Raw genomic sequence first — 25,319 nt, 5'->3', positions numbered from 1 at the left:
TGAAAACTCCTTTATTCATAAAAGAAAAGAACTACAATCACGCAGTTCTTTTCTTGTTTGATTCAATTATAAATCTTTTTACTTATCAGGGTCTACCTTGTGAAAGTCTCCATCAACAGTTGAACCACCTTGACCGTTGTCAGAGCCATTATCATTGTTTGGTTGACCGCCTTGCGTACCTTGTGGGCCTGCTTGACCAGCTGCGCCTTGAGCACCACCATTTTGTTGGTAAAGCTTGACAGCTAAATCTTGAGCAGCCTTTGACAAAGCTTCTTTCTTTTCCTTCATTTCATCCAAGTTGTTATCCTTTTGTGCCTTCTTCAAAGCATCTAAAGCATCTTGAACGTTCTTAGTTTCAGTTTCTGGAACTTTGCCTTTAGTTTCCTTCAAAGTCTTTTCAGTAGTGAAGATTAATTGATCTACTTCGTTACGTAAATCGACTTCTTCCTTACGCTTCTTGTCTTCTTCTGCATGCTCTTCAGCATCTTTTTGCATCTTCTTGATTTCTTCATCGGACAAACCAGAGGAACTCTTAATGGTAATCTTTTGTTCCTTACCAGTACCCATATCTTTAGCAGATACATTTACGATACCATTCTTATCGATATCGAAAGTAACTTGAATCTGTGGAACACCACGTGGTGCTGGTGGAATATCAGTCAATTCAAAGCGTCCTAAGGTTTTATCGTCAGCTGCCATTGGACGTTCACCTTGTAATACGTGAACATCTACGGCTGGTTGATTATCAGCTGCAGTTGAGAAGATTTGACTCTTTGAAGTAGGAATAGTGGTATTTCTATCAATTAACTTAGTAAATACACCACCCATAGTTTCGATACCAAGTGATAATGGAGTAACATCAAGTAAAACGATATCCTTAACATCACCGGAAATAACACCGCCTTGAATTGCGGCACCAAGAGCAACAGCTTCATCAGGGTTAATTGAGTGGTCAGGTTCTTTACCAGCCCATTCTTTAACTGCCTTTTGAACTGCAGGAATACGAGTTGAACCACCGTTTAAAATAACTTTATCAATATCGTTAACAGTTAAACCAGCATCGCTTAATGCATTATCAAAAGCAATCTTAGTCTTTTGAACTAAGTCATCAGTTAATTCATCAAACTTGGCACGAGTCAAATCTGCTTCAAGGTGAAGAGGACCAGCTTCCCCTGCAGAAATAAATGGAAGTGAAATATGAGTTGATGAAACGCCAGATAAGTCTTTCTTAGCTTTCTCAGCAGCATCCTTCAAACGTTGTAAAGCCATCTTATCGTTAGATAAGTCAACACCATTTTCTTCCTTAAAGTTTTGGATTAACCAATCCATAATTCTTTTATCAAAGTCATCACCACCAAGGTGAGTATCACCATTAGTTGATAATACTTGGAAAACTCCATCACCTAATTGCAAGATAGAAACATCGAAAGTACCACCACCAAGGTCGTATACTAAAACTTTTTCATCATTTTCATCTTTATCAAGACCATATGCTAAAGCTGAAGCAGTTGGTTCATTGATAATTCTTTGAACATTTAAGCCAGCAATTTTACCAGCATCTTTAGTGGCTTGGCGTTGCGCATCATTAAAGTAAGCAGGAACAGTAATAACTGCATCAGTTACCTTTTCACCTAAGTAGTCTTCAGAAAACTTCTTGATGTATTGCAAAATGAAAGCTGAAATTTCTTGTGGTGTATATTGCTTATCGCCAACTTTAACCTTGTAGCCTTCTTCACCCATATGACTCTTAATTGAAACAATAGTGTTAGGATTAGTTATAGCTTGACGCTTTGCAACTTCACCAACTTGAATTTCACCATTCTTAAATGCAACTACAGAAGGAGTAGTACGGTTACCTTCTGGGTTAGTAATAATCTTAGGTTCTTTTCCTTCAAGCACGGCAACTGCTGAGTTAGTCGTACCTAAGTCAATACCAATAACTTTTGACATAAATATAACTTCCTTTCTTATTGAGCCACTACAACAATTGCTGGTCTTAATGTTCTATCTTTATATTGATATCCTTTTTGTAAAACTTTAATTACGTGATCCTTTTGATCATCATTTTCCGCTGCGACAGTTTGTACAGCTTGATGAAGGGATGGATCGAAAGGTTCGCCTTCAGCTTTAATTTCAGTAATTCCTTGATCTTTCATTGATTTAACTAATGAATCAAGAGTCATCTGAACACCTTTTTGAAGTTGTTTAGCAGCTTCATCATCAGCTTCAACAGCTAATGCACGCTCTAAATTATCCATTGCAGGCAAAACTTCTTTAGCTAAGCTTTGAGATTCATACTTAATTAATTGAGCACGTTCTTTTGCATAACGGGCTTGCATATTTTGAATCTCCGCTTCGCTACGTAAGTATTTATCTTCAAGATCCTTATTTTTAGCAGTTAGTTCAGCAATTTCCTTTTCATAATTTTTTGCTGGATTTTCCTTAACTTCCTCTTTCGGAGCTGATTTGGGATCTTTTTTTGGTGCCTTATCTGGGGTCACCTCGTCTTTTAAATCCTTTTCATGTGGAAACTCTTCTTTACTCACAGCTAACCTCCTTACTTAAATCTACCATAATAATCCAACAATTTCTTTGCTAGTTCATTTCTAAAATACTCGAGTAGTCCGATCATCTGCGAGTATGGCATGTTAGTTGGCCCTAGCAGTGCAATTGTTCCTTTACCATATTTACCAACACTATATTGTGCAGTAAGCAAGCTATAATCTTCTAACAAATCTGATGGTAATTCTGAGCCCAACTTAACTTGAACTTTCGAATTAGTACCATCTTTAATTTCATCTTCTGGATTAAAGCCAATCAAACTTGAAATAGCATCGTTTTGATCAATTAACTTATATAATGACTTAACTTTCGTTAAATCATCGTTTTCGTAATTACTTAAAAGATTAATTTGACCATCAACATACATTTGTTCACTCGCAGCGTCCTTAATAACATCTTGGAGCAAATCTAAAATTTCAGGTGCCGATCCGCCAGCTACCAAATGATCTGCAATTCTTTTAAGCAGCACTTCATTAATTGAACTAAGAGGCTTACCAACTAGGTGGTCATTGATCAATCTTACCGCTTTTTCAATCTCTTCTCCACTAGTATGATGAGGTAAAGTATAGATTTGATTCTTAACATTACCATCATCAGTAACTAAGATAGCCATCACTTGATGACTAGAAAGAGGAACAATCCTAAAACTAGTAACTTTAACAGAATGAGTTTCAGGACCTGCCGCAAAAGCAGTATAGTTAGTTAAATCGGACAATATCTTTGCAGCTTCTTGCACGATTTCATTAACTTGCTGAAAAGGTTGGTCTAATTGATAAACAATCTGATTATAAACAGATGCTGGTATCTTTACTGGATTAATTAAATGATCCAAATAATATCTATAACCAGCACTAGATGGAATCCTTCCACTAGAAGAGTGAGTTTTTTCAATTAAACCTTGCTCTTCTAAGGCAGCCATCTCGTTTCGAATAGTTGCACTTGAGACCTTGACAGGCAGTTGATTCGTCACGGTCTTAGAACCTACCGGCTCATGCGTCTGAGTAAAGTCCATAATAATAGTCTTCAAAATAAGTTCTTGCCGTTCAGTCAACATTTTCTCGCCCCCATCATTAGCACTCTTCTTTCCTTTGTGCTAACAATTTATATAATACCATATATTAGCAATTGTGCAAGCAGAGTGCTAAATCAATTTAATTTTTCACAAAAAAAAGCAAGTACTGAGTACTTGCGTAAGTTTATTTAATTGGTAGTTTAATTACAGTCTTTAATCTCTCCACTCTAGTTCCTCGCGGATCACTTAAATATATTTCATGATGATAGCGTGGATTTTTTATATCAATTGGATCACCACTTCCTGAAACTGCGAGATAGTTCATTTCAGGAACAGTTATTAATTCAGGTTTCTTTTTTTAGAAAATATAAATCTTTATATTCTTTTTTATAATCAAATACCAACTTTTTCTCTACCCCCCTTTAATTATTTAGCTTCTCCACCCCCTAATTTTATTCGTTTATCTGTAATCTGACTAATAAAATATTTATCATGTTCAATTAAGAGCATTGCCGGTTGTTCTTTTCTTAACATGTTAATTAACTGATCCTGATTAAATACGTCTAAATAATTAGCTGGCTCATCCCATAAATATATATCTGCTTCTTCTACCAATGATTTGGCAATCGCCACCCTTTTTTGCTGTCCCATACTCATTTCTTCAATTTTTGTGGCAAAGCTTTCTCTCGGAAAACCCATTTTTCTAAGAATATTTAATAGATTTTCATAAGATATTTTTTCTTTTTCTGCAAACTGAAATAAACTACCAGAATATTCAATAAAATTTTGTGGTAAATATGATATTTTCAAGCCATTAACAATACCAAGCTTTCCTTGAGAAATCATATTTTTGTCTGGTTTTAAAATATTTTTCAAAAATGTAGACTTTCCAGATCCATTTTTTCCTTCTAGCGCTATGATCCCATGATTTTTAATCGTTACATTTAAATCTTCAAACAGTTTCTTATTCTCAACTGTAAGATCTAAATGCTGCGCCTCTAATAGAGTTCCATGATAGTTGGGATGAAAGTTCATTTCTAATTCAGGAATAGACTCAATATTTGTCATTAAGCCTTTTTTATCTTGAATGCTTTTATCCATTCTTCTTTCAAGATTCTTCGATCTTTTCATTATTTTAGCCGCTTTATGTCCAAAGAATCCTTTATTAATATCTGCATGGATTTCATTTTTATGAGCGCTTGCTTTTTTATTGTTTTCTGATTGAAGAGAATATCCTTTTACTCGCTTTCTACTTTCGTTCAAACTTCTAATTTGACCTTGAAGTTTTTCATTCTTATCTTGATTAAACTTATCTCGCTTTGTCTTTGTATCTTCATAACTGGCAAAATTGCCCTGATACAAATGAATTTCGGTATTTTCAATGGCTAAGATATGATTTGTTACTTGATTTAAGAAAGCACGATCGTGGCTCACCACAATGTAGCCATTAGAATGTTGTTGTAAATAAGCTATAACCTGTATTCTGGAATCTTCATCTAAATGATTAGTTGGCTCATCGATTAAAGGAAAACCATTTTTATTAATGAAGGATAGTGCCAACAAAATCTTAGTCTGTTCTCCACCACTTAAAGAATTAAAAGGCTGCCAAATAAGTTCAGGATCAACTTTCATTAAATTTAATTCGCGTTCAAGTTCCCACTGTTCAAATGAAACATGTTCTTGCAGCGCATATAAAGTTAATTGTTCCTGATTCTTAACAGTAAGCGGAAAATAGTTAAATTCAAGTTTAGCTTGTATCTTTCCTATTCCCCTTAAATTACCTCGTAAAAGATTCAAGAAGGTTGTCTTTCCCCTCCCGTTTCTTCCTACTAAACCTAATTTCCAACTACTATCTAAATCTAAATTTAAATTATTAAATATATTATCTGAGTTATCTGGATATCTAAAAGAAAGATTTGAAATATTAATATTACTCATATTAATCACCTCACGAAAAAAGCCTACACTTCTGACAAGTGTAGACTTTCTCCTAAGATAAATAAAAAGAAGATTCCCATCTACGTTAAATCTTGTCAAAAGTGCACAGTTGTTCCTATAAAAGAAAAATTAATTATTAAAATTCAACTATGCTATTTTGCAAGATTAAAAACGCAATGGCGTACTCTTCTTTCAAGTATTAGATTTCAATTGATAAAACTATTTTACCACATTTTAAATAAATAGATAGCTCATATTTTATTTTTCTAATTCATAAAAATATTGCTTAATATTTTGCTTATCCTGATCTAATTGACGAGATAAATCCTCTATCCCAGAAAATTTTTCATTCTTGCGCATAAACTTATACCAAGCTAAAGTTAATTGCTTACCATATGCTTCCTCATCAAAATCAAAAATATTAGTCTCAATAGTTAATCCATGATTCGTTTTAAAGGTTTCATTATAACCAACGCTAGTCATCGCATCATGCCACTTTCCATTTATTTTAGCTCGCGTTGCATATACCCCTTCAGCTGGTAGAACCTTTGACCCTTCAATTTCAAGATTTGCAGTTGGAAAACCGATTTTATGACCTCTTCTAAATCCATGCACAATAATTCCGGAAGTTTCATATGGCTGTCCTAACAAAGCGGCTGCTAATTCCACGTTTCCACGTTGAATAACCTTTCTAATAAAAGTTGACCCAACTTTTATCTTATCTATTGCTTGTTTTGGCTCCACTACAATTTTAAATCTATCTTTAGCAAACTTAGGAAAATTTTCTACATTAGCAATATCTTTGGGGCCATAAGTATAATCAAAACCCACTACTACTGTATCAGCCTTGAGTTTCATTACCACCTGATCAACAAAATCTTGAGGTGAAAGCTGGCTAAATTCTTTAGTAAATTTAATAATGACTAAATAATCCACTCCCAACTTCTCCATTTTATGCTCTTTTTCTCGCTCAGTTTCTAAATAGACAAACTTATGATCATTTTTATATATTTCTTTAGGATGTTTATCAAAAGTCATTACCATTAATGGTAAATTTTTCTTTTCTGCTATTAATTTAGCATCTTTAATTAATTTCTGATGTCCAATATGCACCCCATCAAAAAAACCTAAAGTTAAAACTACCTTTTCATTCGTAATAGGTGCTGTAATAGGATAATCCAAGGTTATTATTTTCATGTTCTACTCTCGCTATTCATTTTTTAAAAGCATCATCTCAGGACGATAAATTTTCCCTTTCCGTTGATAAATAGCTTTTATACATCCATTATAAACCAACGCGACCTTGGCATAATTAGTATTTAAATCAATACCGGCTCCATTTGAAACACGTTTAAATTGATCTGGAGAAAGTTTTATTTTAGGTAAGTCGACAAAAAAGCTATCAATCGGTTGTAACCACTTTTCTGGAGTATCTATTTCTGCCTCAATTGTTTCTAAATCTACAGCCTGGCTAATATCAAAACCAGAGCTACTAGTTCGGGTAAGGCTAGTCATTACGGCTGGCACACCCAGCTTTTCTCCCAAATCATTAACTAAAGATCTCACATAAGTACCTTTAGAACAACGAATTGCAAAGTTAAAACTTTCTGTTTTTTCTAAAGGATCATATTCTGGATCTTGAGTTAATTCATAACTATAAACATTTACTTTTCTTTTCGGTCGTTCAACTGGAATATGTTCTCTTGCATATTCATAGAGTCTCTTTCCATTAACTCTTACTGCTGAATAAATTGGTGGTACCTGCTCAAGTTTTCCTGTTAATTCTTTCATACCAACAATAATTTCATTACTAGTAAAAGGTGTAACTATTTCCTCTTCTGCAGTTGTTTTCCCATCCAAATCATAACTATCAGTTGCTCGGCCAAACATTCCGCTACCAATATATGACTTCGGCTTTTCATGCATTAATTCAATTAATTTTGTCGCCTGTCCAACGGCAATAGGCAATACACCATTTACTTCCGGGTCAAGAGTACCAGCGTGACCAATTTTTCTAATATGTAAAATTTTTCTCAACTTATAAACACAATCACTACTTGTTACTCCACGTGGTTTATTTACAACTACAATTCCATTTAACATATCATTATCTCCAAAATAAAAGACGCCTTACGGCGTCCTTTTTATTTATTCTTATTTTCACGTTCTTGATCTTGCTTTTTAACTTGGTTGATTAAACTGTCAATTTTAGAACCATAAGCAACAGAAGTATCACGTTTAAAAATCAGTTCAGGAACTTTATAAACTGTTAGAGTTTGACCAAGCAAGTGACGCATCATTCCTTTTGCTTTATCAAGTCCTTCAGCTACCTCCTTTTCCTTTGCTGAATCATCTGTCAACAAGCTGTAATAAATAGTTGCATATGACAAATCATTTGTACATTCTACAGCTGTAATAGTAACATCACTCAAACGTGGATCACGAATATCCTTACGTAAAATCTTAGTTAACTCACGTAAAATTTCGCCTTCTACACGACCAATTCTATGTTTCATGATTAAGCTCCTTTTTGTGAAAAAAGATGCCTATTTAACAGGTACCTCTTGCATTTCGTAAGCTTCAAGTTGATCGTCAACCTTAATATCGTTGAAGTTTTCAATTGTGATACCACAATCAAATCCTTGCTTAACTTCCTTGACATCATCCTTGAAACGCTTAAGAGATGCAACTTTTCCATCATATTTAACAATACCGTCACGAATAACTCTAATACCGGAGTCTCTAGTAACATATCCGTTATCTACAAAGGCACCAGCAATTGTACCAATCTTAGATACTTTCCAAGTTTCACGAACAGTTAAGTTTCCAGTAACCTTTTCTTCGTATGTAGGCTCAAGCATACCCTTCATAGCAGCTTCAACATCATCCATAACTTTATAAATAATATTATAGAGACGGATATCTACACCTTCAGTATCAGCTTGACTCTTGGCAGTATTAGTCGGTCTAACGTTAAATCCAACAATAAATGCATTTGATGCGCCAGCTAAAGTAACATCAGATTCATTGATGGCACCAACACCAGAGTGAATGATATTAACTCGTACGCCTTCAACTTCAATCTTTTCAAGAGATTGTTGTAATGCTTCTGCTGAACCTTGAACGTCAGCCTTAAGAACAATGTCAACTTCCTTCATGTTCTCTTTCTTCATTGTATCAAACAAGTTGTCCAAAGTAACATGTTGTACATTTTCCCGTTGTTTCTCTAGAGCGTTCTTTGCACGTTGCTCACCGACACTTCTAGCAGTCTTTTCATCTTCAAAGACAACTAACTTGTCAGCTGCTTCAGGCACATCGTTCAAACCAGTAATTTCAACTGGTGTAGATGGTGTAGCTTTCTTAACGCGACGGCCCTTATCGTTAGTCATAACACGTACGCGTCCAAAAGTATCACCTACAACAATTGGATCTCCAACTTTCAGGGTACCTTGTTGAACCAAAATATCGGCTACTGAACCGCGTCCTTTATCAAGACGAGCTTCAATTACAGTACCAATAGCTTTTTGATCAGGATCTGCCTTAAGCTCCATAACATCAGCTTGAAGTAGAATCATTTGTAAGAGTTCTTCAACATTCTTACCAGTCTTAGCGGAAATCTTAACAAAGATTGTGTCTCCACCCCAATCTTCAGGAACTAAACCATATTTCATAAGTTGTTCCATTACATGATCAGGGTTTGCACCTGGTTTATCAATCTTATTGACAGCAACAATAATTGGTACTCCAGCACTTTTAGCATGGTCAATAGCTTCAATAGTTTGTGGCATTACACCATCATCTGCTGCAACTACCAAGATAACAATATCAGTAATTTCAGCACCACGAGCACGCATGTTAGAAAAAGCAGCATGTCCTGGAGTATCTAAAAATGTAATTAAACGGTCATCAATTCTTACTTGATAAGCACCAATTTCTTGAGTAATACCACCAGCTTCATGTTCAGATACGTTAGTATGACGTAATCTGTCAAGCAAAGTAGTCTTACCATGGTCAACGTGTCCCATAATTGTAACAACTGGTGGGCGTTTTTCTTGATGCTTAGAAGCCTTAGATTCTTCCATTTCCTTAGTGTATAAAGTATCAATGTCAGAAATATCTTCATGCACTTTTTCTTTAGCTTCAATACCATACTCAGCTGCTAAGAGTTCAATAGTATCTTTATCTAAAGATTGGTTTTGGTTTGTCATGACACCAAGCATAAATAGTTTTTTAACGATTTCTGCAGGTTCTCTATGGAGAAGTTTTCCTAAATCTTGAGCATTCATGCCTTCTTCATAAACTAATGTTTCTGGCAATGGACGTTCCTTTCTTTGGGTTGGTTGCTTCTTTACTTCTTTACTTTGATTGATGCGTTTATTCTTTTTATTTCTACGACGACGTGCCTTATCAGAATGTTCGCTTCTTTCGCGTTCATAATCCGGCACTTCACGCTTTTTACGAGTAAAGTCTTTCTTACGAGTCGGTTTAGCTTCTTCCTTTTGAGGAGCAGGTACAACTGGAGCAATCGGTTCTACTTTCTTTACAGTAGGTCTTTTAGCCTTGTTTCTTGCCGGCGATGGTTTGATAATCTTAGGACCAACTGGTTTTTGTGAAGCTTGTACACGAGCTTTAACAGCTGCAGCTCCTTCGAGTTTTTCTTCTTTTGGCTTACGGGTATTTTCCACTTTTTTAACCTTTGATCTTTGAGGATTTTGTTCTTGATGCCACTTACGGCGGGAAGCTTCAGTCTGAGCATTTAATTCACTTGCTTCAGCCCTTTGCTTCTTTTTGAACTTGCTTAACAAGTCACGTGCTGCTGGCTTAGATGAATTTTGTTTTCTATCTTCACCAGCATGATGATTGTTTTGTTGTTTCTTAAATTTATTGTTTCTGCGTTTATTATTTCCATGATGATTTTCATGGTCATTTTTATTATCACGGCGACGAATTGCACCAACAGAAACTTTTATTTTTGTCTTTTCATTACGATTGGGTTTTTTAGAATCCTTTTCAGTAGATGGCTTAGTCTCATTAGCAGACTTAAAACTATCTACTAACTTAGAAACTTGCTTATCATCTAGGGAGGACATGTGGCTCTTTACATCAAAACCCAAATCTTGTGCCTTTTTTACAACAATTTTGTTTTCAATGCCTAATTCTTTCGCTACTTCATAAATACGCTTTTTAGCCATCAAATCACACTCCTTCGTTTAAGTTCTTTTTTATTGCTTTACTGAATCCAGAATCTGTCACAGCAACTAATTTTCTCTCTTTTCCAAGAGCTTGCGTTATTTCTTGACTAGAAAAAATTTCAATAGTTTCTATTTTCTTTTTTCTAAGAAGAAATGCAAGTTTATCTTTAGTATTCTGACTAACATCGCTACCGATAAAAATCAGCTTTACTTGATTTTTATTCAAAGCTAATTTCACTGCATCAAAACCAGTTGCCAACTTTCCGGCTCTTTGAGCCAATCCAAGTAAATTTAAAGTTTTTTGTTTGTTTTGCAAAACTATTTATCACCAAACAATTCTTTTCTTGCTTTTTGATGATCAACATATGCATAAAGATCATCATAGAAATCAGCTGAAACTTTAACACCTAAACTCTTTTCTAAAACTTGATTTTTTTGCGCTTGAGCAATTTTATCAGGCTCTAAAGATACATAAGCTCCCCGACCAGACTTCTTGCCTGTGGGATCAACTGAAATATTTTTATCCTTATCAACTACAACACGCACCAATTCTTTTTTCGGCTGCATAGTATTAGTTAATAAATCTTTACGCATTGGAATTTTTCTTTTTTTCAAAGAAGGTCACCTATTCCTCATCTTTATCTGCATCATCATCTAGTGCTGAATCAACATCTTCTCCATTTGGGAAATCTTGACTTGGATCATCTTCAATTTGTTCAGCAATAGATTCTGGCGTTTCTTCGTTTGACGCTTCACTAGAAGTATCATCTTGACTAGATTCAGTTTCGTCATTATCAGACTCAACAAATTCAACTTGAGACTCAGGCTTAATGTCAATCTTATAACCAGTTAAACGAGCTGCAAGTCGAACATTTTGACCACGTTTTCCAATAGCTAGAGATAATTGATAATCAGGAACAATTACCAAAGCATTTTTGTCATCTTCATCTCCGCTAAATTGAACAGCAATTACTTCTGCTGGGTTTAAAGCATTAGCAATGAAATCGGATGGATTGTCTTCATATTTTACAACATCAATGTTTTCTCCACCCAATTCATTAACAATATTTTGAACCCGAGAACCTTTAGGGCCAACTAAAGTACCAACTGGGTCAATATCTGGATCATTGCTCTTAACAGCAATCTTAGTCCTATCACCTGCTTCACGAGCAATTGAAACAATTTCAACAGTTCCATCATAAACTTCAGGTACTTCTTGTTCAAAAAGGCGTTTTACTAAATCAGGTGCAGTTCTTGAAACAGTAATTTGTGCACCCTTTGAATCAGAACCAACTCTAGTTACTAATACACGCACTTTGTCTTGAGGATTATAATTTTCACCTGGTAATTGATCATTGTGAGACATTACAGCTTCAACATTACCAATCTTTACGTAAACAAAACGATTGTCTCTTCTTTCAACTGTACCCGTTACGATTTCATCCTTATATTGAGAATATTCACTAATAATGTGTTCTCTTTCAGCTTCGCGTAAACGCTGCATAATAACTTGCTTAGCAGTTTGTGCAGCCAAGCGTCCAAAGTCCTTTGGAGTTACTTCGAAACGAATTTCGTCGCCAACTTCATAAGCACGATTGATTTCAAGAGCATCTTTAAGACTTACTTCAAGACGACTATCTTGAACTTCATCAACAACTGTCTTAATTGCATTAACTTTGAAATTGCCTTTTTTTTCATCAAAAACAACTTCTACATTTTGAGCTTGATTATAATTCTTTTTATATGCAGCTACTAAAGCAGCCTTAATTGCATCAACAATGACTTCTTGCTTAATGCCTTTTTCTTTTTCTAAGGTTGCAAAGGCTTCGACCATTTCTTTAGACATAAGTTTTTGATCATCCTTTCTAAAATTCAACCGCAAAGCGACTAGAAGCAATTACTTTTCTAGGGATTGTTATTTCTTTGCGTCGTGTTTTGATCTTTACTTCTAAGACGATCCGATCTTGATTGAGATCTTTTAAAGTACCTTCAAAAGTCTTTTCTCCATCAATTTTTTGATAAAGACTAACATGAATGTATGATCCTTTGGCACGCTCCCAATCTTTTTCATTTTTAATTGGACGCTCTAGGCCAGGAGATGAAAGCTCTAAAATATACGGCTCAGGAAAAGGATCAGGATCTAATTCATCTAGTTTTTCTGATACCAATTCACTTAAATTTGCGATCTCTTCAATATCAATTCCGCCTGGGCGACGATCAACATAAATGCGAAGATAATATTGCTTCTTTTCCTTTACATATTCAACATCGACCAGTTCATCGCCTCGTGTCTCAGCTAAAGGCGTAACTACGTCTGCCACCAATTCGGTAACTTTTGTCAAATCTCTTCCTCCGTAATAAAAAGAGTGAGCATTACTGCTCACTCGAATTTGCTATTCGAACTTCGTTTTTAGAATAGCATATTTACTGCTATTTGTAAATTCTAACACTAAAATAGCGATAATTGATTTTGATCTGGCATCCCTTCAAGAACACCATTGTTTTCAAAATACTCCATGATTGTTTGAGATACTTTCCCACGTGTAGAAAGATCCTCTTTTGAAAGAAACTTTTGTTCTGCGCGTGCAGCAACAATTTGCTTAGCAGCATTGTCACCTAATCCTGGAACAGCATTAAATGGAGCCAAAATAGTATGATCATCAATAATTTTAAAATCAGTTGCTTCTGATTCATTTACATCAACCATCTTAATTTTTATTCCACGTTCCAAACATTCATTAGCAATTTCAAGAACAGTAAGTAATGATTTATCCTTAGCGGAAACATCCATTCCCTTATCCTGAATTTCTTTCATTGCTGCTTTAACCGTATTCTTACCATGACTCATGGCAACTAAATCAAATAGATCAGCACGTACAGAGAAATAGGAAGCATAGTAAATAACTGGATAATATACCTTAAACCAAGCAATTCTAAGTGCCATTAAAATATAAGCTGTCGCGTGGGCTTTAGGAAACATGTATTTAATCTTTAAACAAGATGGAATATACCAATCTGGAATCTTATCGTTCTTCTTCAAGATTTCCATGTTTTCATCGCTAATACCTTTACCATGACGAACTGATTCCATTGTAAAGAAAGCTACCTCTGGTTTCACGCCCCAGTGAATCAAGTCCATCATAATGTTGTCACGACAACCAATTACATTCTTTAACTTACAAGTTCCGTTATTGATAAGATCTTCCGCATTTCCTAACCATACGTCAGTTCCGTGAGACAATCCTGAAATCTGTAATAATTCTGAAAAAGTTGTTGGCTTAGTCTCTTCGAGCATCCCTCTAACAAACTTAGTACCAAATTCTGGAACTCCCAAAGTCCCCGTCTTTGATTGAATCTGTTCGGGCGTTACACCTAAAATCTCTGGACTTGAAAATAGTGACATTACTCCTGGATCGTCCGGTGGAATAGTCAAAGGATCAATTCCTGATAAATCTTGTAACATTCTGATCATCGTTGGATCATCATGTCCCAAAATATCAAACTTCAAAATATTATCGTGAATAGAGTGGAAATCAAAGTGTGTTGTAAGCCAAGCTGCACTTAAATCATCCGCCGGATATTGTACTGGTGTGAAATCATAGATATCCATATCATCAGGAACAACAACAATACCAGCAGGGTGCTGACCAGTTGTTCTTTTTACTCCAGATGCACCTGCTGCCAAACGATCAAGTTCCGCATTTCTTAAATGTAATTCATTTTCATCTTCATAATGTTTAACATAACCATAAGCTGTCTTATCAGCAACTGTCGCAATTGTTCCAGCTCTAAATGAATTATCAGGACCAAACATAACCCTAATATAATTATGAGCTACTGGTTGATAGTCCCCAGAAAAGTTCAAATCAATATCAGGAACTTTATCCCCGTGAAATCCTAAGAAAGTCGCAAATGGAATATCCTGTCCATCCTTTACTAATGGAGCTCCACATTTAGGGCAATCTTTATCTGGAAGGTCATAACCAGAACCATATTCTCCATTTTCAAAAAACTTAGAATATTTACATTTAGGACAACGATAATGAGGAGCTAGCGGATTTACTTCTGTAATTCCTGACATTGTAGCTACTAAACTAGATCCCACAGACCCACGAGAACCAACTAAGTATCCATCTTTATTCGATTTAGCAACCAAACGTTGAGATATTAAATAAATTACGGCATATCCATTAGAAATGATTGAGTTTAATTCAAGCTCAATTCTATCTTTAACTATTTTAGGTAAAGGTTTTCCATATAACTCATACGCCTTGTTATAAGTCAGGTCCTTCATTTCTTGATCCGCATTTTCAATATGAGGAGGATACAATCCACTCTTAATTGGGGCAATTTCTTCAATCTGATCTGCTAACTTATTAGTATTTTCAATAACAATTTCTTTTGCTACATCTTCTCCTAAAAAACTAAATGCATCTAACATCTCTTGAGTTGAATAGAAATGTAAATCAGGTAAATTTTTATTGCGATTAGGATTTCCTTTTTGAGCTGCCAATAAAATCTTACGATAAATTGCTTCATGAGGCTCAACATAATGTGAATCTCCGGTTGCTACCACTGGCTTATTTAATTCTTTACCCAGTTTATAAATATTCTGAATAATTTCATGCAACTCATATTCATCTTTAATTAAATCATCTTCGATTAAAGTTTGATAAGCAGCTGGTGGCTGAACTTCAAGATAGTCATAAAACTTAGCTTTTTCACGTGCTTCATCGTATCCTTTTTGCATCATCGAAATAAATACATCGCCTTGCCAGCAACCACTACCAAATAATAAACCTTTATGATATTTTCTTAACTCAGACTTAGGTGTACGAGGAATACGATAAAAGTATTTAGTGCTTGCTAAGGATACAAGCTTGTACATATTCTTTAGTCCTTCTTGATTTAAAGCAAGGACGCTCATATGACTTGGTTTAGCACGTTTATATACCTGACCATATTTAGCATAATCGTTCATTTTGCCCAAATCAGCTTCATGAAAGCGTGCATTAAACGCATCAAGTAATTTAAACATTAAATATCCAGTAGCTTCGGCATCCTGGTTTGCCCGGTGATGATGTTCCAAAACTACATTATATTTTTTAGCCAAAGAATCTAGTGTATGACGAGTTTGTTCAGGATGAAGGAGTCTTGAGACTTCAAGTGTATCTACAACAGGTTGAGAAATTTCCTCTAGACCCGCACGACGTAATGCAGCATTTACGAAACCAACATCGAATTGTACATTATGTCCACACAAAGGTCGGTCGCCATAAAAATCTTTAAATTTCTTAATTACGTCCTTTTCATCATCAGCTGCTCCAACCATTTCATCAGTAATAGAAGTCAAATTAATGGTAGTATCACTCAAAGGATGATGAGGATTAATAAATTCATCAAATCGCTCAAGTACTTCGCCATTTTTCATTTTTACTGCACCAATTTCAATAATGGTGTCATAAACAGAGGAAAGACCTGTTGTTTCAACGTCAAAGATGACATATTCGCGATCACGATAATCCATTTCAGTAGGGTTGAGAACTAATAGAGCATGATCATCAATCATATTAGCCTCATAACCATACAAAACTTTCATCTTTTCACTTGCCCCAGTGTGATAAGCTTCAGGAAAGGCTTGCACATCAGCATGGTCCGTGATTGCAATTGCATTCTGTCCAAACTTTTTAGCAGTTTTAATGAAATCACTAGCTGTACTTGTAGCATCAAGTTGACTCATGTTGGTATGAAGATGCAATTCGACTCTCTTTTTTTCACCTTCATACTTTTCTTCTCGGCCTTTATGTTCAATTAATTCTAAATTTCGAATATTAAATACAACATCATGTTGATATTGATCATCAGCTGCATACCCCTGCATGCGTGCCCAAACTCCAGGCTTAATTCCTTTAAGATAATCAATTTGATCTTGATCAGAAACAAATTTCTTAAAGCTGATTGAATCAGTATAGTCAGTAATTTCACCCGTAAAGATTACACTTCCGGACTTTAATTCTCGAATATCTGTATTAAAAATATGTCCTTCAATGACAACATTTCCACTACCATCTTCCAAGTCTTGAATCTGAATAAATTGAGCTTTTCTATCAATTTTTTTGGTACCCATTCTTGTACTTTTAACAGGCATTTTCTTTTTGGGTTCAGCAGGTTTTTTCTCATAAAATTCCTGCATTGCAGATTCATGTTGAGCTTGTTGCTCTTCTAGACTTCTTAGATTTTCATCAATATTTCTTTCATCAACTTTCGTTGTAAATTTAATATTAAAAAATCCATATCGTCTAAATTCGCTATTTAGTTCTGCTAAGACTTGTTCTGAAAGCAAACCATTAACTACTTCATTTTGAGTCGGAATAAGCCATTTTTCTTTTTCTAAATGAGGTGCCTGTCCCTGCAAAAATTCTCGAACAGCAGGCTTTAAATTATTTGAATTTTGAATAGCATAAGTCCAATAATCTGGTAATTTTTGACTGTTACCATCCTTTGTTTGGACTAACAATTCCACATCAACAAAAGGCTCAAAAGTTTGATGAATAAGTTCATTAAGGGAACGATATGTTTCAAAATCTAAGGGTGTATCAAAAAAAACGTGGATTTTCCACTTTCTTTCATTAGCGTATACATCCACGTTTTCAATTTCACCATTTTGGACAATATCATTATCTTCAAACTTATCAGGAAACTCAATTTGATCTAATAGTTTTTTGAAAAGTTCGTTCTTTTTTGTCACAAAAATTATCCTAACTCTTTTGTAATCACTGCATCCAAATCAGAAATATTAACTTCAACAGCTTTTTCGTCAGTTGGACGCTTAATTTCTATAATACCATCTTTTGCTTTACGGCCAATTGTAATTCTTAATGGCGCACCAACTAAATCTGCATCATTAAATTTAACGCCTGGACGCTCATTTCGATCATCGTATAAAACATCATACTTAGCTGAGAGCTCTTTTTCAAGTTTTTCAGCTAATTCAGTTTGAGTTTCATCTTTCATCTTCATCTGAATTAGATGAATAGCGAATGGAGCAATTTCCTTTGGCCAAGCAATTCCGTTTTCTGTTAAGTGTTGTTCTACAGCTGCTGAAAGCATTCTAGTTACACCAATTCCATAAGAACCCATAATAACAGGCTTAGCTTTACCATTATTATCTAAGAAATCAGCTCCCATAGTTTTGGTATAGTAAGTACCAAGTTTGAAGATATGCCCCACTTCAATACTGGTCGTAAACTTCAATGGTAAATGATCTACAGGATCTGGTTCTCCTTCATTTGCAACACGTAGATCAGCAAATTCATCGACTTTGAAATCACGATCTAAATTAGCATTTTGATATTGATAATCAGTTTCGTTTGCACCAACCACTACATTGTACAAACCTTTAACTGTTTCATCTGCGACAATCTTATCAGCCCAATCAGCGTTAACGGGACCAACCCCACCCTTAGCACTGCCAGTGATATCTTCAAGCTCAACCTTATCTGCTACATGAACATCATCAGCATCTAAAACATGACCTAATTTAACTTCGTTGATTTCTTTATCACCACGAATTAAAACTAATACCTTTTGATCATCAGCAATATACAAAATGCTCTTCACAATTCTAGTTGCTGGAACATTCAAAAATTTAGCCAATTTTTCAATTGTATCGCAATCCGGTGTAGCAACTTTAGTTAATTCTTTTGCTTCTTCTGGATCTTGCTTGAAGGTATCAATACTCTTTGCCATTTCAAGGTTTGCAGCATAAGTACCTTTTTCATTAGTAGCAATTGTATCTTCACCAATTGCTGCAGGTGCTTGAAATTCAGTTGAATTCTTACCACCCATTGTTCCTGAGTCAGCAATAACTGGGTGTACCGTAACGCCTGCACGATTAAAGATCTTTAAGTAAGCACTCTTTTGATCATCAAATTGCTCATCTAATTGTTCGCGAGTTGCAGCAAAGCTGTAGCCATCAAGCATTACAAACTCTCTTCCACGAAGCAAACCAAAACGTGGACGATTTTCATCGCGGAATTTAGTTTGGATTTGGTATAAAGCAAGTGGCATTTGCTTATAACTCTTCAAATTTTTAGCAACAATTTCTGTAAAAGTTTCTTCATGAGTTGGACCTAATAAACTTTCACGTCCATGACGATCTTGTAGCTTAAACATTTCTGCGCCATATTTTTTATAACGACCAGATTCTTGCCATAAAGTAGCTGGCAAAAGATGAGGCATAATCATTTCTGGGACATTAATATTGTCCATTTCTTCCTCAATAATATTTTCTGCCTTGCGCAATACTCGATAACCTAAAGGCAAATAAGCATAAACACCTGCAGTTACCTGACGAATATAACCACCTCTAAGCATTAGTTGGTGACTTTTTGCTACAGCATCAGAAGGTGCCTCTTTTAATGTTGGCATAAAAAATTTTGATTGACGCATTTATTCCTCCAAAAATTATTTAATAAAATATCGATAAATATCATTGCCAGTTACTGCAATAATCAATGCGAGTAGAATGACAACACCAATTACATCTACAATAGCTTCCTTATCTTCCGGAATTGGTCTTCCTATAATTAATTGAACCAAATTAAGCAAAAGCTTTCCGCCGTCTAGTCCAGGAATCGGAATCAAATTCACAATACCTAAATTAATAGAGATCATTGCTAAAAATGCTAATAAGTATGTGAATCCCATATTTGACACTTGAACTGTTTGAGAATAAATTCCAACAGGTCCAGAAAGTTTATTCAAACTAAAGTGTTTAAACAAGTTTCCCACAGCATTAAATATTAAGCCAGTTGTATTAACGCTTGTAGTCCACCCACGTTGCAGTTTAGCCCCTAAACTATTATCCGGTTTACCATAAAAACCTAACTGGTAGATTTTCTGACCATCTATTTTCTTTGCTTTTGGTTTTACAGAGAAATCTTTTGTTTTATTATTTCTCTTTACAATTACTTCAACTTTCTTACCGTTGCTTTTAGCAAGTTCAACTGCAATCTGATTGAAATTATTAATTTTTTTATTATTAATTGCAATGATTTGATCATTAGCTTTAATACCAGCCACTTGTGCAGGTTGATTAGCAATTGTGCTTCCTACTGTAGTAGTTGGAGCTCCTGGTGCCACTAAAGACCAAATAATGAAGACAACAAAGCCAAGAACAATATTCATAAAAGGACCAGCAAAGTTTGTTGCTAATTTTTTACCAACACTTGCTTCTTGAAATTGCGTGTCTCTTGGTGCAATTAACAATTCAGTACCATTTTGTTCAATAATTGTAGCGTCATGGTCAACATGGTACGTCTTCAGTTGATCTTCATCACCATTTTCATAGCCTTGAATGACTAGATCATCAACTAAATCAGCTGAATTTACTTGCACTGGAACACCTTCAATTGGCATTTGAGACCCAGAAGCATCAATTCGTTTTACCTTATTGTGTTTATCTAACTGTAAAACTACGGTAGTACCAGGATCAATTTTAGCTGCATCGTCTGGACCAGCTAAGCGAACATATCCCCCTAATGGCAACCAACGAATAGTATATGTTGTTTTAGCTCGTATTTTTTGAAATAGCTTTGGCCCCATACCAATTGAAAATTCTCGAACTAAAATCCCACATTTTTTTGCAACAATAAAATGTCCAAATTCATGGACAAAGACAAGTATCCCAAAAACAACTAGAAAGATTAAAATACCTTTCATTAAGCAGTTCTCCTATAAAATACCCATAAATGCAACAACAGGTAAAACGAAAAGCATACTATCAAACCGATCCAATATTCCACCATGACCTGGTAACATCTTTCCTGAATCTTTCACACCATAAAAGCGTTTATAGGCTGATTCGACTAAATCTCCTATTTGACCAACAATTGATAGGAAGAAAGCTAAAATGATCATTAAAGCATTATTCCTGCCAGTAGGTACTAAGGTAACATAAATTGCTGCAATAATCACAGCACAAATTACCGCTCCAATAGAACCTTCCCAAGTTTTATTAGGACTAATTACAGGCCACAATTTGTGCTTACCTATTTTGCGCCCTACCATATATGCGGCAATGTCAGTTGACCATACTACTGCAAATACATAACCTAAAATAGCTAAACCGAGATGTGCATTTCTAATTGCTGCCATAAAGTGAAAACCTGTTCCAATATATAAAGCAGCCAGCGTATAAACTCCCGCATCATCAAATGTCACTTTGTTTTTTGACAGAACTGTTCTAACTAGCATTAACATTACAAAAATATAAAAAATATCATATTTGTTTAAAAATGCCGGCAAGAACTTAAAGAATGAATCAGGTACTGCCATAGTTAAAGTGGCTAATAAGGCTAAAATAAAGTCCCAAGAAACAATAATTTGTTTCTTCATAATAAAGATTTCGCTAATTCCAACTGCTGCAAATGCGCAGACCAAGACATCAATCCAAATGCCACCCATTAAAACAATCGGAATAAATAAAATTAAAGCTACAATAGCTGTTATTACACGTTGTTTCATTTAAAATTCTACAGTTCTAATAAATTTTACAATTTTCCAAATCGACGATTACGTCCTTGATAATCTTTAACTAATTCTTCTAAATCATCCTTATTAAAATCTGGCCATAATTTATCCGAAAAACTAAATTCAGTATAGGCCATTTGCCATAATAAGAAATTGGATAACCGCTCTTCACCTGATGTTCTAATCAACAAATCAGGGTCTTCATATGGAGCCAAAGAATGAGTTAATAAATGATCTGAAACCATCTTTTCATCAATATCATTGGGATCAATTATTCCCTCTTTTACTTTGCGCGCAATTTTTTGAACTCCAGCAGTTATTTCACGCTGTGATCCATAATTAAAAGCAAAATTTAATATCATGCCTGTATTATGAGCAGTTTCTTTCATTGCCTTCTGCGTTACCAAATATGTCTTTTCAGGTAATTCATCAACAAAACCCATAATATTCACACGAACATTATTATCCATTAACTCAGGCATAAATTTATCAAAAAAATCAATTGGTAAACGCATTAAATAATTTACTTCATCAGTAGGACGAGCCCAGTTTTCAGTTGAAAAGGCATAAAGCGTTAAAACCTTTATGCCTAAATCATTGGCGGCAAGAGCAATATTACGGATATTATCCATTCCATGGCGATGACCTACAAAACGAGGCATATGTCTTTTTTTAGCCCAGCGGCCATTTCCATCCATAATTATGGCTAAATGATTAAGTGGTTTTTTCGATTCTGACATAAGTTTATCAAATCCTAGACTAACCTTGAGTAATTTCTTGACTCTTTTGGTCGGCTAATTTATCAATCTCTTTAGTCGCATCATCAGTTACTTTCTGAACTTGCTTTTCTAAACTACGTTGTTCATCTTCAGTGATGTCACCATCTTTTTCTTGACGTTTTAAAGTATCCATAGCATCACGACGAACATTACGAACTGCAATTTTTCCTTTTTCAGCAAGTTTGCCCACTTGCTTAGCGATTTCTTGACGACGTTCACCAGTCAATTGAGGAATCACAATTCTAATTACAGTACCATCATTAGCTGGCGTAATACCAAGATCAGAAGCTAAAATTGCATGTTCAATATCATCTAAACTTGACTTGTCATATGGAGTTACCATTAAAACACGAGCTTCAGGAATGCTTACACTAGACATTTGCGTAAGAGGAGTAGGAACGCCATAATAATCAACTTTAATACCATCTAATAAGCTTGCATTCGCAACACCTGCACGAATACCGCCTAATTCCTTTTGGAATACCGCAATAGACTTATTCATATTTTCTTTTGCTTTTTCGATTACTTCGTTAGACATTATTTATCACCCTTAATTACAGTACCAATATTATCGCCCATAACAACTTTCTTAATGTTACCTGGCTTGTTTACGTTAAAGACAACTAGAGGAATATTATTATCCATCGATAGTGAACTTGCAGTACTATCCATTACCTTTAAGTTTTTTGAAATTAAATCAAGTTGAGTTAATTCAGAATATTTCTTAGCATTTGGATCAACCTTAGGATCAGCTGAGTAAACTCCATCAACACCATTTTTAGCCATCAAAATTACATCAGCATTAATTTCAGCAGCTCTTAATGCAGCAGTAGTATCAGTTGAGAAGTAAGGATTACCAGTACCACCACCAAAGATAACTACACGGCCCTTTTCTAAGTGACGAACAGCCTTACGACGAATATAAGGTTCTGCAATTTGACGCATCTCAATTGATGTTTGAACACGTGTAGGAACACCTAAGTTTTCGAGCCCATCTTGTAATGCTAAACCATTCATAATTGTAGCTAGCATTCCCATGTAATCTGCTTGTGCTCTTTCCATACCTAGGTTAGCACCGGTTTCACCACGCCACATATTTCCGCCACCACAGACAATACCAATTTCAACGCCCATGTCGTGAACAGATTTAATTTCTTCAGCTAAATGCTTAATAACTTCAGGATTAATACCTGTACCTTTTTCACCAGCAAGTGCTTCACCTGAAACTTTTAAAATGATACGTTTGTACTTAACTTGACTCATAAATTTACCTCCTCATTTGCTTTTACCATTTTACCATAAAATCACTGCAATATATTATACCGAAAAAAAGGAGTAGCGCCTAAGCGTTACTCCTTTCTTAAGTAAATAATTACTTCATTTGTTCACGTACTTCAGCAGCAAAGTCTTCTTGCTTCTTTTCAATACCTTCGCCAACTTCGTAACGTTGGAAAGCAACTAACTTAGCTCCCTTTTCCTTTAAGAATTCGCCAACAGTCTTGCTGTCGTCCATAATGTAGTTTTGTGACAAAACTGCAAATTGCTTATCAACTTGAGTATTATCATCAATAAAACGTTGCATCTTACCAGGAATGATTTTATCCCAAATCTTCTCTGGCTTACCTTCTTCTTTAAGCTCAGCCTTGATATCTTCTTTAGCCTTAGCCAAGATATCATCAGTTAATTGCTTTTCTGAACCATAAACAAGGTGTGGTAATGGTTTCTTGTTAACCAATGCACGACTTTCGTTATCTTGATCAATCTTGTGGTTCATTACAGCCAATTGATCAGTAATAAATTCATCATCTAATTCATCAGGTGAGATAACCTTAGGACTCATAGCTGCAATGTGCATTGCCAAGTGCTTAGCAGTAGCTGCATCAGCACCTTCTAAAACGGTGATAACACCAATTTGACCACCATTGTGTTGGTAAGCACCGAATTCTTGATCGTCCGTCTTTTCTTCTAAAGCAAAACGACGTAAAACAATCTTTTCACCAATAGTTGCAGTTGCATCAACAAATGATTGAGCTAAAGTAGTTCCATCATCCATCTTTAATTCTTCAGCAGCTGCCATATCAGCAGGCTTACCTTCAGCAATAGTCTTAGTAGCTGCATTTACTAATTTAACAAACTTATCGTTTGATGAAACGAAGTCAGTTTCTGAGTTAACTTCAGTAATAGCTGCAACATTACCATCAACGTAAACGCCAGTTAAACCTTCAGCTGCAACACGGTCAGCCTTTTTAGCAGCCTTAGCCATACCCTTATCACGAAGGTATTGAACTGCCTTATCCATGTCACCGTCAACTTCTACTAATGCTTTCTTGGCATCCATAACACCAGCACCAGTACGTTCACGTAATTCCTTAACTAATTGAGCAGTAATTTTTGCCATTAATATGTCCTCCTACAGAACTAACAGTAAAAACAAATTAGTCTTCTGACTTTTCAACAACTTCTTCGATTGATTCTTCCTCACCGTTTTCAGCTGCTGCATCTGCCATTTCCTTTTCAACGTCTTCACTATCATCTTGGCCTTGCTTACCTTCGATAATTGCATCAGCCATAGCACCAGAAATTAAACGAATTGCGCGAATTGCATCATCATTTGCTGGGATAACAACGTCAATTGGATCTGGATCAGTGTTGGTATCAACCATAGCTACTACAGGGATACCTAAAATGTTTGCTTCGTGAACAGCGATCTTTTCTTTCTTAGGATCAACAACGAACATAACATCTGGAATTCTAGGCATATCTTCGATACCACCTAAGAATCTTTCAAGTTTTTCCATTTCTTTAGTCAAAAGTGCAACTTCCTTCTTTGGTAATACATCGAAAGTGCCATCTTCTGACATTTGTTTTAATTCTTTTAATCTCTTAACACGGCTTTGGATAGTAGTCCAGTTAGTCAAAGTACCACCTAACCAACGTTGGTTAACGTAGTATTGACCTGCACGTGTAGCTTCTTCTTTAACAGCTTCTTGTGCTTGTTTCTTAGTACCAACAAACAAAAATACGCCGCCATCTTGAGCAACTGCCTTAACGTAGTTGTAAGCATCATCTAACATCTTAATAGTCTTTTGTAAGTCAATGATGTAGATTCCGTTTCTTTGAGTGAAAATGTAAGGAGCCATCTTTGGATCCCATCTTCTAGTTTGGTGACCAAAGTGGACACCTGCTTCAAGCAATTGCTTCATAGTAACAACTGTCATAAAAAATTCCTCCTGGTTAATTCCTCTCAAGAGGTCGTATTAAATTCTGACCAAAATCGGCACCTAGGAATTTAATCGCTCTTGA

The 25,319-nt window shown here is 35.3% G+C and carries 22 protein-coding genes; all 22 read right to left on the bottom strand.

Annotated features, from left to right (window positions below; genetic code table 11):
• Nucleotides 1–78 precede the first annotated feature (78 nt).
• The 22 genes from dnaK to rpsB all read right to left on the bottom strand — a co-directional run bounded on the left by dnaK (nucleotide 79) and on the right by rpsB (nucleotide 25,234).
• Nucleotides 79–1,950: a molecular chaperone DnaK gene (gene dnaK / locus H1A07_RS03765; RefSeq protein ID WP_210145385.1), complete on the bottom strand. Its 1,872-nt coding sequence runs from the start codon at nucleotides 1,948–1,950 to the stop codon at nucleotides 79–81.
• Between the two features lie 17 nt (nucleotides 1,951–1,967).
• On the bottom strand, nucleotides 1,968–2,546 hold the full coding sequence (gene grpE / locus H1A07_RS03760; RefSeq protein ID WP_210145384.1) for a nucleotide exchange factor GrpE: 579 nt from the start codon (nucleotides 2,544–2,546) through the stop codon (nucleotides 1,968–1,970).
• Between the two features lie 11 nt (nucleotides 2,547–2,557).
• Complete coding sequence (gene hrcA / locus H1A07_RS03755; RefSeq protein ID WP_210145383.1) at nucleotides 2,558–3,616, bottom strand: heat-inducible transcriptional repressor HrcA; 1,059 nt, start codon at nucleotides 3,614–3,616, stop codon at nucleotides 2,558–2,560.
• Nucleotides 3,617–3,758: 142 nt separating this feature from the next.
• Nucleotides 3,759–3,899, bottom strand: coding sequence for a hypothetical protein (locus H1A07_RS10130; protein ID WP_179223417.1), 141 nt, complete (start codon nucleotides 3,897–3,899; stop codon nucleotides 3,759–3,761).
• A 101-nt stretch (nucleotides 3,900–4,000) separates the two neighbouring features.
• Nucleotides 4,001–5,512: a ribosomal protection-like ABC-F family protein gene (gene abc-f / locus H1A07_RS03745; protein WP_210145382.1), complete on the bottom strand. Its 1,512-nt coding sequence runs from the start codon at nucleotides 5,510–5,512 to the stop codon at nucleotides 4,001–4,003.
• A 258-nt stretch (nucleotides 5,513–5,770) separates the two neighbouring features.
• Nucleotides 5,771–6,709, bottom strand: a complete 939-nt coding sequence (gene ribF / locus H1A07_RS03740) for a riboflavin biosynthesis protein RibF (protein WP_210145381.1) — start codon at nucleotides 6,707–6,709, stop codon at nucleotides 5,771–5,773.
• 12 nt (nucleotides 6,710–6,721) lie between these two features.
• Nucleotides 6,722–7,615 (bottom strand): tRNA pseudouridine(55) synthase TruB, encoded by an 894-nt coding sequence (truB, locus tag H1A07_RS03735; RefSeq protein WP_094523440.1) that lies wholly within the window; start codon nucleotides 7,613–7,615, stop codon nucleotides 6,722–6,724.
• Nucleotides 7,616–7,656: 41 nt separating this feature from the next.
• Nucleotides 7,657–8,028 carry a ribosome-binding factor A gene (locus H1A07_RS03730; protein WP_057718421.1) on the bottom strand — a complete coding sequence of 124 codons (372 nt, stop codon included), beginning with the start codon at nucleotides 8,026–8,028 and terminating at the stop codon, nucleotides 7,657–7,659.
• Between the two features lie 30 nt (nucleotides 8,029–8,058).
• Nucleotides 8,059–10,704 carry a translation initiation factor IF-2 gene (infB, locus tag H1A07_RS03725; RefSeq protein WP_210145380.1) on the bottom strand — a complete coding sequence of 882 codons (2,646 nt, stop codon included), beginning with the start codon at nucleotides 10,702–10,704 and terminating at the stop codon, nucleotides 8,059–8,061.
• A 4-nt stretch (nucleotides 10,705–10,708) separates the two neighbouring features.
• Nucleotides 10,709–11,020 carry a L7Ae/L30e/S12e/Gadd45 family ribosomal protein gene (locus tag H1A07_RS03720; RefSeq protein WP_057718419.1) on the bottom strand — a complete coding sequence of 104 codons (312 nt, stop codon included), beginning with the start codon at nucleotides 11,018–11,020 and terminating at the stop codon, nucleotides 10,709–10,711.
• 2 nt (nucleotides 11,021–11,022) lie between these two features.
• Complete coding sequence (gene rnpM, locus H1A07_RS03715; protein ID WP_057718418.1) at nucleotides 11,023–11,319, bottom strand: RNase P modulator RnpM; 297 nt, start codon at nucleotides 11,317–11,319, stop codon at nucleotides 11,023–11,025.
• A gap of 10 nt (nucleotides 11,320–11,329) precedes the next feature.
• Nucleotides 11,330–12,550: a transcription termination factor NusA gene (gene nusA, locus H1A07_RS03710; RefSeq protein WP_210145379.1), complete on the bottom strand. Its 1,221-nt coding sequence runs from the start codon at nucleotides 12,548–12,550 to the stop codon at nucleotides 11,330–11,332.
• Between the two features lie 19 nt (nucleotides 12,551–12,569).
• Complete coding sequence (rimP, locus tag H1A07_RS03705; protein WP_057718417.1) at nucleotides 12,570–13,046, bottom strand: ribosome maturation factor RimP; 477 nt, start codon at nucleotides 13,044–13,046, stop codon at nucleotides 12,570–12,572.
• A 107-nt stretch (nucleotides 13,047–13,153) separates the two neighbouring features.
• Entirely contained in the window at nucleotides 13,154–17,452 is a 4,299-nt protein-coding gene (locus H1A07_RS03700) for a PolC-type DNA polymerase III (protein WP_210145378.1), read from the bottom strand.
• Nucleotides 17,453–17,457: 5 nt separating this feature from the next.
• Nucleotides 17,458–19,155 carry a proline--tRNA ligase gene (locus tag H1A07_RS03695; RefSeq protein WP_210145377.1) on the bottom strand — a complete coding sequence of 566 codons (1,698 nt, stop codon included), beginning with the start codon at nucleotides 19,153–19,155 and terminating at the stop codon, nucleotides 17,458–17,460.
• A 15-nt stretch (nucleotides 19,156–19,170) separates the two neighbouring features.
• Nucleotides 19,171–20,427 carry an RIP metalloprotease RseP gene (gene rseP / locus H1A07_RS03690; protein WP_210145376.1) on the bottom strand — a complete coding sequence of 419 codons (1,257 nt, stop codon included), beginning with the start codon at nucleotides 20,425–20,427 and terminating at the stop codon, nucleotides 19,171–19,173.
• A gap of 12 nt (nucleotides 20,428–20,439) precedes the next feature.
• Nucleotides 20,440–21,231: a phosphatidate cytidylyltransferase gene (locus H1A07_RS03685; RefSeq protein ID WP_094497178.1), complete on the bottom strand. Its 792-nt coding sequence runs from the start codon at nucleotides 21,229–21,231 to the stop codon at nucleotides 20,440–20,442.
• 26 nt (nucleotides 21,232–21,257) lie between these two features.
• A complete protein-coding gene (locus H1A07_RS03680) occupies nucleotides 21,258–21,977 on the bottom strand; it encodes an isoprenyl transferase (protein ID WP_094499040.1) in 720 nt (239 codons plus the stop codon).
• A 19-nt stretch (nucleotides 21,978–21,996) separates the two neighbouring features.
• Nucleotides 21,997–22,554, bottom strand: coding sequence for a ribosome recycling factor (frr, locus tag H1A07_RS03675; protein ID WP_094497180.1), 558 nt, complete (start codon nucleotides 22,552–22,554; stop codon nucleotides 21,997–21,999).
• Nucleotides 22,554–23,279 (bottom strand): UMP kinase, encoded by a 726-nt coding sequence (gene pyrH, locus H1A07_RS03670; RefSeq protein WP_094497182.1) that lies wholly within the window; start codon nucleotides 23,277–23,279, stop codon nucleotides 22,554–22,556. Before pyrH ends, frr begins: the two co-directional genes overlap by 1 nt.
• A gap of 109 nt (nucleotides 23,280–23,388) precedes the next feature.
• Nucleotides 23,389–24,414 carry a translation elongation factor Ts gene (tsf, locus tag H1A07_RS03665; RefSeq protein WP_057718409.1) on the bottom strand — a complete coding sequence of 342 codons (1,026 nt, stop codon included), beginning with the start codon at nucleotides 24,412–24,414 and terminating at the stop codon, nucleotides 23,389–23,391.
• Nucleotides 24,415–24,451: 37 nt separating this feature from the next.
• Nucleotides 24,452–25,234: a 30S ribosomal protein S2 gene (gene rpsB, locus H1A07_RS03660; protein WP_057718408.1), complete on the bottom strand. Its 783-nt coding sequence runs from the start codon at nucleotides 25,232–25,234 to the stop codon at nucleotides 24,452–24,454.
• Nucleotides 25,235–25,319 lie beyond the last annotated feature (85 nt).

This window comes from Lactobacillus taiwanensis (genome assembly GCF_017894345.1).
GTDB lineage: Bacteria > Bacillota > Bacilli > Lactobacillales > Lactobacillaceae > Lactobacillus > Lactobacillus taiwanensis.
The sequence above is the reverse complement of the archived record's forward strand: the minus strand, read 5'-3'. Positions and strand labels throughout refer to the sequence as shown.